The organism is Corallococcus sp. 4LFB (assembly GCF_046520365.1).
Taxonomy (GTDB): domain Bacteria; phylum Myxococcota; class Myxococcia; order Myxococcales; family Myxococcaceae; genus Corallococcus; species Corallococcus caeni.
Genome location: NZ_JBKGHJ010000484.1, coordinates 1 through 6,228, shown reverse-complemented (window position 1 = coordinate 6,228; position 6,228 = coordinate 1). Strand labels below are relative to the sequence as shown.

Sequence of the window (6,228 nt, the reverse complement as noted above, 5' to 3'; positions counted from 1 at the left end):
CCGGTGTGCCGGTGCGCGAGGCGCCGACGGTGGCCCCCGTGCGCTGGCCAACCCCTGTCGTGGTGGGCGCGGCCGTCGTCAGCCTCCTGGTGGGCGGGTACGTGGGCTGCCGCGTCTCCGGGGGCTGCCGATGACGACGCTCCAGGACCTGGAGTCCCGCCTCCCCAAGCACCTGGCGCAGTGGGCCCGCGAGTTCCTCGCCGCGTCCACGGCGACGCGCCTCTGTCCGTACCTGCTGGCCGGCGTGTGCGACCGCGAGGCGCGCGGCGGCATGGCGCTCAAGCCCCCCGGGCCCGCCGGCACCGGTGACCACGGGAACGGGCGCGGCCTGATGCAGGTGGACGACAGGCACCACCCAGGCTTCGTCGGCGCGACCGACGGCGCCGGGCGAGAGCTTTGGCGCCTCCCAGCCTTCAACGTCCTATACGGGGCCATGTTGCTGCGGGCCAACCTCGACGCTCTGAAGGACGTGCACCTCGCCCTCTCCGCGTACAACGCCGGCCTGAAGAAGGTGCGCCAGGCAATGGGCAATGCCGTACTGCCGGGGGACGCCATGGGGCAGCTGCGCAAGTACGCCGATGCGCTGACGACGGGCCGCGACTACGGCGCCGACGTCCTCCGGCGACGCGCGCAGTGGGCACCCGCCGACGCGCCCCTGGAATACTGATGGGCTCGCCTCCCCACTGCCGCCTGTGCGGCAAGCGCCTGGGCCAGTGCCACCACCCGCGCTGGCTCCTGCGCCGCTGAGTCGCCCCTTCCTCCTGGTGCCGTGCATCTCACCCACAGCACCAGGAGGAACACCGAATGTCGCCCCCCCCCACCCCCGCGCCGTACACGCCGCCCGCCGAGCTCATCACGGCCGCCGAGGCCATCAACACGCCCGTCGCGTCCGTGTGCGCGGTGACGCCGGGCCCGGTCGGCGCGCCCGGCGTGCCGCCCGGACAGAAGCCGTCCATCGGTCGCATCGTCCACTACTGCCTCGGTGACGAGGCTGGCCCCCGGAAGGGCGAGGTGCGCCCCGCCATCGTCGTGGCCACGCGTGCGCCGGACTCGATGATGCCGAACCTCCAGGTGCTCGGCGACGGGCCGAACGATGGCTTCGATTCCACCACCGGGCACGGCGGCGAGCACTGCTGGCGCGGCACCGTGCCCTTCGGCGGCCCGGACCAGCCCGGCACCTGGTTCTGGCCCCCGCGCGTCTGACGCCCCCCAGCGCAAGCGTAGCGCCCCGCTCCAGCGTCCTGGAGCGGGGCGCGTTGCTTCTACCTGGCCTCCCCGCGGACTTCGGCGGCCCAGTCCTCGAAGGCGTCCTCCGCCTTGCGGAGCGCGACGTAGACGCCCTGGCGCTTGAGTCCTTGCTGCTTCGCGAAGTCCCCGGCGGTCATCCCGCTCAGCTTCACCGCCAGCAGCGCCTGGACGGCACGGGGTGGCCCGTCCCCTCGACCTCCGGAACCGCGCAGCCGGGCCTCAACCTCCGGGGCCACGCGCTCCAGCAGCGCCGGGCCGTGAAGGTGGGCGTCGACGAGTTCGTCCAGGCGCTCGGGCCCCGTCTGCGCGCCTACGCCACGGGCCTCGTCGAGGGGCACCTCGCGGGTCTGGCCGTGCATCGCCGTCTCCGACAGGGGGACGACGCGCGAGCCCCGCCTGTCGTAGGTGCGAAGCGCGGCGCGCACCCACCAGCGGGCGCAGGCGTAGAATCCGCTGCGCTCGGGCTGCCAGCGCTGCGCGGCGACGACGAGGCCCAGGAGGGCGGCGGACTCCAGGTCCTGCAGGTGGGCCAGCAACCGGGGGCGGCCAAAGCAGTAGCGCCGGGCCGCGCCCCGCGCGTACCGCACCCACTGCTGGGCCAGCGCCTGGCGCTCCGTGGTGAGGGGGCCGTCGGGCCGCTGGTGGGCTGAGCAGGCCATGGCTACGCCGGCATCCCGAAGGGAAGGCGCTCGTCAGGGCCGCGCGAGCGGCGGATGTCCCGGACGACGTCGCGGGCGCGCTCTCCGAAGCGCTCCTCCAGCGCGGTGAGGGGCACGCCGTCCGCGTACTCGCGGCGGATGATGGCGTCGGCGCGGGCCCGGGCCGCCTCCTGCGTCATGCCGAGCTCGGGCTCATCGGGCTCCTCCGGCCCCAGCAGCCCGTCGTCGGGCTCACGGGCGTACCGGGGCAGCTTCGCCGAGGGCGTCTTCTGGGCGTCGGCCCACATGGCCAATGCCTCGCGCATGACGATGCTCTTCCGGACACCGCGGCGCTTCGCCTCGGCGTCGACCGCTTCGACGTGCTCCTTCGGCGCCATGAACGACTGCGTCTTCGTCAGGGTGCCGTACTCCACCACCGGGCCACTCCAGTCCCCCGGGCTGGCGCGCTGCCTGTCGTAGTGCTGGCGACAGAGCCCCTTGCACCGCGCCGGCCGACCGCACCCGGTGAGCTTGCACGCCTCGGCAGGACTGCCGGCCTTCACTGTCCGGTGGTATGGCTTCAGCGGCGCGTCCAGCGGCTTGTCGCGGCGGAACCTGCCCTCGTGGGCGGCGCACATGCCGCGGGCACGAATGGCCCGGCCGCACCCCTCGACGCTGCACACCTTGCCCTCCTTGCTGCACGTCATGGCTCCTCCTTCGCTGGGTAGCTGGCGGGTGTCGCCAGCGACTTCCAGTCCTTCTGGGTGGCCTTCACCTGTCGGGGGCGGTGCGGAACCCCGCCAGAAATCGATTGTGGCGGCCGTGGCGGGGGCGCCATTGCGTCGGCCGGTGCCGGGTCGTGGGGCTGGAGCCCGGACTCAACCTGGGGCCGCACAGGCGGCGCCGTGCGGCGACTTCCGCGCTTTGCCCGGACGGCCCACCCGCCAGCCGGACGCCCCGGGGCCCGCGGGTACCGCGCTCCTCCACCGGCATGGTGAGGTACGTCCGGACGGGAGCGCCAACGCTGGCGGAGCGCGCCTCTACGGCATCCCCGGCCACGCCCACCAGGAAGCCCAGCGCGTGCAGCGCGGCGTGCAGCTTCGCCTGGCCGGGGCGCAGCGCCCCGCCGAGCTTCTTGCACTCCACCAGCAGCACCTGCCCCTGCCGGACGCACAGCAGGTCCGGGAAGTCCTTCGCGGAGAGCTTCCACACGCCCCAGCCCTCGGCCTGGAGCGCCTTCACCACCTCGGACTCGCAGCCGTCTCGGTTCGCAGCGTGGCGCATGTCACGCCCCCAGGACCGGGATGGACCCGGTGAAGCTGGTGTGGATGGTGAGCCCGCGCAGCTCGGCGACGCGGCGGACGACCTTCTCCGCGCAGTCGAAGCGCTCGCACAGGGCCGCCAGCGGCACGCCCTCGGCGATGACGCGGGCGATGCGCTCCTCGCGCTGCCGCTCCCGGGCCTGGAAGTCGAGTCCATCCAGGGGCACGTCGTACTTCGGCCCCGGGTCATCCACGGCGCGCGCCGTCAGCCCCAGCCGCGAGGCCGCATCGGCGCACTTCGGGCTGCACCACTTCTTCGGCGCGCCCTTCCTGCCCTTCTCCGGCGCGGGCAGCACCTGCCCGCAGTGGCACGTCGGCGTCGTCTCCGTCTTGCAGCGTCCCATCACCGCACCTCCTGCAGGAGCCGCCCGTCGGCGGCGAGAACCAGCACCCGGCCCGGCCAGCCCTCGGCCCGGCACAGGCTGACCATGTGCTTCGTGCCCCGGCCCAGCTCCGGGTCCGTGTGCGCGGCCACCCAGCCGACGCGGTGGCCTTGGCGCGCGAGCTCGCGGAGGGCGTCGCGCATGGCCTCGTTGCGCTGAGGGCCCGCGCGGTGGCCGAGGGCCTTCCAGTCCGCGGGGAAGCGCTCAACGTCCTCGACGCGGAACCAGGGCCACTCGACGGCGGCGGCCACTTCCCACAGGCGGTCGGCACCGAAGGCCTCGGGCTCGTCCGTCTTCCGCGCGTCCCCGGCCCCGTGGATGAGCTTCGTCCCGGGGTGCGCGCCGAAGCGGCGCGTGTACTCGCGGAGCACGGGCAGGTGCCCCAGGTGCAGGCCGCTGCTGCCGCAGGCGAGGAGGACCATCACAGCACCTCCTGCGCCAGGTGCGCCGCGCACGTGCCGCCCAGCGGGGCCATCTCAGGGCACGGCCCCTCCGCGGTGGCGACGCCGCACGGCACCAGTGCGGACGGGGGCGCGTACGGCGACTCGGCCTCGTGGATGCCCACGCCCGCGAGGCGGACGCGCAGACGCTTCACCTCGGCCTCGCTCGACTCCAGCTGCGAGCGCAGCTCGTGCCGCGCCTTGTACGCGTCCATGAGGCGCTTGAAGTTGGGGCACTCCTTCCTCGGGCACGTCATGCGGCACCTCCAGTGGGGAACAGGGGCTTGCGGCGGGTGGAGCGGAGCGAGCGCTCTTCCTGGGCTGCGGCGCGCTCCGCCTCGAAGTCGACGACGTAGCCGTTGGCGGCGCGCAGCAGGCCGGAGGGGCCGTCAACCTCAAGGGCGGCGGTGATGCCCTCCTTGCCCTTCGTCGCCTTCACCGCGGTGACGAGCTGGTGGCCCTGGCGCGACTGCTGCCGCCACAGCCCGAGAATCACGCGCGCCGCGGCGTCGAGGTACCCGGACTCCTTCAAGTCGCTGCGCTTCGGTATGGCCTCGTCGTCGCTGTTCCGGTTGAGGTGCCAGAGCAGGATGATGGGGACACCCGTGCGCATGCCGAGGTTGGCGAGCGCGTCCATGGCCTTGCCGATGGCCTGGTCCTCACGCTGCTCCCGGTGGCTGCGCGGGTACTCGATGCGCAGGCCGTGGTCGATGACGATGAAGCGCGCCCCGTGGTGAATCATCCGCCGGGCCTCGGCCAGCAAGTCGGGGAAGGAGATGCTGGGGACGTCGGCGTCGATGCCCGTGTCCGTCACGTCGTACAGGAAGAGACGCTCTTCGTAGGTGGCGTGGAGCTGGGACATCCACTCCGCGAGCTTCTCCTCGTGGTAGCGCGCTGTGGACTCGTCGCCCCCAGGTAGCCGGCACGCGCCGACGTCGCCGTAGGCGATGCCCATGTGCTGGGCCGTCGGCCGGTCCGTCACCCACTCCACGCCGTCCTCGAGGCCGAAGACGCCGCCCGTCAGTCCCTGGCGGAACACCCAGTCGGTGACGCACCCGGTGGCGAAGCCCGTCTTGAAGTTGCCGCTGCGCCCGGCCAGGACGTTGAGGTTGGGCACGAAGCCGCGGAAGCCCGCCTCGTTGAGCGCCGCGTACGGCACGGTGAGGTACGGCTCCGCCTTCCCGTCGATGAAGTCCTGCCAGCGCTGGGCGAGCCGGAGGACGGCGCGGCCGCCCCTCACCAGCGGGCGCTCCATGCGCACCGCCGCGAAGGCCTGGGCGGCCTCCAGGGCCCCGCGCGTGGGTGGGACGGACATGTCCAGGGCCTTGGCTCGCGCCGCGTCGGCAGCTGCCACCATCGCCCGCCGGGCGGAGAGCTCGCGCAGCCGGCCGCAGTACTCCCTGCAGCTGGCGGCGAGCGGCACCCCGTCCAGCGCCATGAGCGCCGCCGGGCCGCCCACGCCCACGAGTTGCCCGCGGTCCTTCAGCCGGCTGGCGACGGTGATGTGGTCGACGGCGCGCCCCTCAACGGCCAGGGACAGCATCGCCTCCCAGACGTGTCTGCGCTGCAGCCCGGTGAAGCAGTCGACGGGGAGCGGACCCGTGTCCTGGACGGGCACGCCACCGAAGACGCACCCGAGGACGGCCCGCTCCGTCTGCTCGTCCCGCGGCTCGGGCAGGGCCTCGGCGCTCACGGGGACGCCTCCGCTGCCGCCTGCAGGGCCTTGGACTCCCAGGTGCTCCGGCTGGCCAGGAAGAAGCTCAGGCTGTACGGCGGCGACCGCGCTGCGTTCTCCGGCGCATCGAGGTAGGCGTCCCACGTGTCCTGGAAGCGCTTCGCGGCGTCACCCTCCAGCTTCGCGAAGTCGCCCAGTGCCTTGTTCACCCGAGCCGGGGCCCAGCCCTCGGCGACGTAGTCCACGCCTGTGCGCTTGCACTCCTCCGCCCGGCCTTCCTCCATCGTCGCGTACAGCGCTTCCGCCACGCTGGGCCGCCGCGGGGGCTTCCCGGACGGCGGCGACTCCAGCGCGAAGGGTTTGTCCGCACCCACCCTGCGCGGAGCCCTGCCCTCCCCGCCCTGGGGCGGCGCGACAGCGTCGCCAAGAGATAAAAGCTTCTTGTCACCGTCACCGTCACCGTCACCGTCACCGTCACCGTCACCGTCTAGCGGGGCCGCGCCGGGGCCGCGCCGGGGCCGC

10 protein-coding genes are annotated in these 6,228 nt (G+C 73.6%); 2 read left to right on the top strand and 8 right to left on the bottom strand.

Annotation, left to right across the window (positions count from 1 at the left end):
* Positions 1-130: 130 nt before the first annotated feature.
* Positions 131-667: a transglycosylase SLT domain-containing protein gene (locus ACLEQD_RS34730; RefSeq protein ID WP_410390003.1), complete on the top strand. Its 537-nt coding sequence runs from the start codon at positions 131-133 to the stop codon at positions 665-667.
* A gap of 137 nt (positions 668-804) precedes the next feature.
* Positions 805-1,203 (top strand): hypothetical protein, encoded by a 399-nt coding sequence (locus tag ACLEQD_RS34725; protein WP_410390002.1) that lies wholly within the window; start codon positions 805-807, stop codon positions 1,201-1,203.
* Positions 1,204-1,262: 59 nt separating this feature from the next.
* Here the strand turns inward: ACLEQD_RS34725 and ACLEQD_RS34720 are convergent, their stop codons facing one another.
* The 8 genes from ACLEQD_RS34720 to ACLEQD_RS34685 form a co-directional block, all read right to left on the bottom strand.
* Positions 1,263-1,907, bottom strand: coding sequence for a hypothetical protein (locus ACLEQD_RS34720; protein WP_410390000.1), 645 nt, complete (start codon positions 1,905-1,907; stop codon positions 1,263-1,265).
* A 2-nt stretch (positions 1,908-1,909) separates the two neighbouring features.
* The gene (locus tag ACLEQD_RS34715) at positions 1,910-2,593 is read right to left on the bottom strand and encodes a hypothetical protein (RefSeq protein ID WP_410389998.1); all 684 of its coding nucleotides are present in this window, start codon (positions 2,591-2,593) and stop codon (positions 1,910-1,912) included.
* Between the two features lie 64 nt (positions 2,594-2,657).
* On the bottom strand, positions 2,658-3,170 hold the full coding sequence (locus tag ACLEQD_RS34710) for a hypothetical protein (RefSeq protein ID WP_410389996.1): 513 nt from the start codon (positions 3,168-3,170) through the stop codon (positions 2,658-2,660).
* Between the two features lies 1 nt (position 3,171).
* Positions 3,172-3,552, bottom strand: coding sequence for a hypothetical protein (locus tag ACLEQD_RS34705; protein WP_410389995.1), 381 nt, complete (start codon positions 3,550-3,552; stop codon positions 3,172-3,174).
* A complete protein-coding gene (locus ACLEQD_RS34700) occupies positions 3,552-4,013 on the bottom strand; it encodes a hypothetical protein (RefSeq protein ID WP_410389993.1) in 462 nt (153 codons plus the stop codon). The genes ACLEQD_RS34705 and ACLEQD_RS34700 overlap by 1 nt, the downstream gene beginning before the upstream one ends.
* Entirely contained in the window at positions 4,013-4,288 is a 276-nt protein-coding gene (locus tag ACLEQD_RS34695; protein ID WP_410389991.1) for a hypothetical protein, read from the bottom strand. Before ACLEQD_RS34695 ends, ACLEQD_RS34700 begins: the two co-directional genes overlap by 1 nt.
* Complete coding sequence (locus tag ACLEQD_RS34690) at positions 4,285-5,724, bottom strand: DnaB-like helicase C-terminal domain-containing protein (protein ID WP_410389989.1); 1,440 nt, start codon at positions 5,722-5,724, stop codon at positions 4,285-4,287. The genes ACLEQD_RS34695 and ACLEQD_RS34690 overlap by 4 nt, the downstream gene beginning before the upstream one ends.
* On the bottom strand, positions 5,721-6,014 hold the full coding sequence (locus tag ACLEQD_RS34685) for a hypothetical protein (protein WP_410389987.1): 294 nt from the start codon (positions 6,012-6,014) through the stop codon (positions 5,721-5,723). Before ACLEQD_RS34685 ends, ACLEQD_RS34690 begins: the two co-directional genes overlap by 4 nt.
* Positions 6,015-6,228: the final 214 nt, after the last annotated feature.

Bases quoted from the DNA above. Each gene is read 5' to 3' on its own strand.
- ACLEQD_RS34715 (WP_410389998.1), bottom strand. From the start codon at position 2,593: ATGACGTGCAGCAAGGAGGGCAAGGTGTGCAGCGTCGAGGGGTGCGGC.
- ACLEQD_RS34695 (WP_410389991.1), bottom strand. From the start codon at position 4,288: ATGACGTGCCCGAGGAAGGAGTGCCCCAACTTCAAGCGCCTCATGGAC.
- ACLEQD_RS34720 (WP_410390000.1), bottom strand. From the start codon at position 1,907: ATGGCCTGCTCAGCCCACCAGCGGCCCGACGGCCCCCTCACCACGGAG.
- ACLEQD_RS34725 (WP_410390002.1), top strand. From the start codon at position 805: ATGTCGCCCCCCCCCACCCCCGCGCCGTACACGCCGCCCGCCGAGCTC.
- ACLEQD_RS34710 (WP_410389996.1), bottom strand. From the start codon at position 3,170: ATGCGCCACGCTGCGAACCGAGACGGCTGCGAGTCCGAGGTGGTGAAG.
- ACLEQD_RS34705 (WP_410389995.1), bottom strand. From the start codon at position 3,552: ATGGGACGCTGCAAGACGGAGACGACGCCGACGTGCCACTGCGGGCAG.
- ACLEQD_RS34700 (WP_410389993.1), bottom strand. From the start codon at position 4,013: ATGGTCCTCCTCGCCTGCGGCAGCAGCGGCCTGCACCTGGGGCACCTG.
- ACLEQD_RS34730 (WP_410390003.1), top strand. From the start codon at position 131: ATGACGACGCTCCAGGACCTGGAGTCCCGCCTCCCCAAGCACCTGGCG.